The sequence below is a fragment of the Streptomyces sp. 13-12-16 genome, from assembly GCF_002114215.1.
Lineage (GTDB): Bacteria > Actinomycetota > Actinomycetes > Streptomycetales > Streptomycetaceae > Streptomyces.
Genome location: NZ_NCTE01000853.1, coordinates 1 through 1,654 on the forward strand (window position 1 = coordinate 1; position 1,654 = coordinate 1,654).

Annotated in this window: 2 protein-coding genes; both read right to left on the reverse strand. The window is 71.5% G+C overall.

Annotated features, from left to right (window positions below):
- Window positions 1-1,493: ThuA domain-containing protein (locus B7767_RS30495; protein WP_085574969.1), on the reverse strand; the 1,493-nt coding region annotated here is incomplete at its 3' end.
- A gap of 17 nt (window positions 1,494-1,510) precedes the next feature.
- A partial coding sequence (locus tag B7767_RS30500; RefSeq protein WP_143652706.1) for an RICIN domain-containing protein occupies window positions 1,511-1,654 on the reverse strand: 144 nt, incomplete at its 5' end.

Consider the following 1,654-nt stretch of genomic DNA (forward strand, 5'->3'; position numbering starts at 1 on the left):
CACCGCTGCGCCGCCGACGCGTTGCACGTCCAGACCTGCACCTCCGTACCGTCCGCCGTACCCGCGTTGTCCACGTCCAGACACTTGCCGTTCACCCCCCTCACCTCACCCGAGCGCGGATCGGCCGGGGACCCGGTCTGCTTGATCCGGATGTTGCGGAAGGCCACGTCGTCGCCGTCGCCGTGGTTCTGGAGGCCTATGTGGCCCTGTGCCAGGCTGCGTGCCGGGTCGGTGTTGGTGAAGTCGTTGACCTTCCGGCCGTTGAGGAAGACCTCCAGCCGCTCCCCGGTGACGCGGATCTCGTACGTGTTCCACTCCCCCGGCGGATTCAGCGCCGCGTCGCGCGCGGCGAGGTCGGCCGACCGGAATCCGTACACGGCGCCCGTGGTGCGGTCGGCCGCGTCGGTGGCGTCGATCTGGATCTCGTAGCCGTTGTCCACCGCCGACCACGGGTCGTCGGACGCCGGGAAGCCCACGAAGACACCGGAGTTGTCGTCCCCGCTCGCCCTCCAGTCCAGTTTCAGGGAGTAGTCACCGGTGAACTCCTCGGCGTCGTACCAGAGGAGGCCCAGTCCGCCGTGCGAGGTGAGGGTGCCGTCGGCCAGGGCGAAGCCGCCCGGTCCCGCCTGCTTCCAGCCGGTCGTGCCGGTGCCGTCGAACAGGGGTGTGTAGCCGGTCTCCGGGCGGCAGTCGGCCTGGGTGGTGCCGGCGGCCCAGCGAATGCCTCCGAGCAGGTGCCGGCGGAAGGCGGGGTCGGCGTAGGACTCCTCGGTGTGACCGCCGCCGGTGTAGAAGGCGCGGCCGCCGGCGTACTCCTTGCACCAGGCGATCGGGTGGTCGCCGGACATGGAACCGCCGGAGTAGCTGGACTCGTCCAGCGAGGCCAGGACGTGGGCGGTGGTGCGGGGGTTGGTGCGGTAGTTGTACCACTCGTCGGTGCGCTGCCAGGTGCCGGCGAGGTGCGCGGTGGCGTCGTGGGCCCGGTCCTCGACCTCGACGGTCGCGGGCTGGACGGCGGGGTGGGACTGGAAGAGGGCGCCGGCCAGTCCCTCGTAGAAGGGCCAGTCGTACTCGGTGTCGGCGGCGGCGTGGATGCCGACGTATCCGCCGCCGGTGCCGAGGTACTGCTCGAAGGCGGTCTGCTGGGCGGGGCCCAGGACGTCTCCGGTGGTCGACAGGAAGACCACGGTCCGGTACTGCGCGAGGTTGGCGGTGGTGAAGGCCGCCGGGTCCTCGGTGGCGGTGACGGTGAAGTTGTTCGCCGCTCCGAGGTCGCGCAGGGCTGTGACGCCCTCGTCGATCGAGGAGTGGCGGAAGCCCGCCGTCCGGGAGAAGACGAGGATCCTGTACGCCGGGTCGGCCGCCGCGGTGGCCGTGCGGTCCGCGGTGTCGGGGGCCGCCGGTGCGGTGCCGGGCAGGGCCGCGGCCTGGGGTGTCAGGCAGAGCACGGCGCCGGCACACAGGCCGATCGCTGTCTTGAACAGGGTGCGCATCGTGGGTCGCCTCCTTTCTACGGCAGGGTCCACTTCTGGTTGGGGCCGGTGTGGCAGGTCCACAGGTGGACCGGCGTACCGTCGTTCCACGTACCGCCCGAGGCGTCCAGGCACTTGCCCGACTGCGGGTTGCGGACCGTACCGTCGGACCCGGCCGCCCA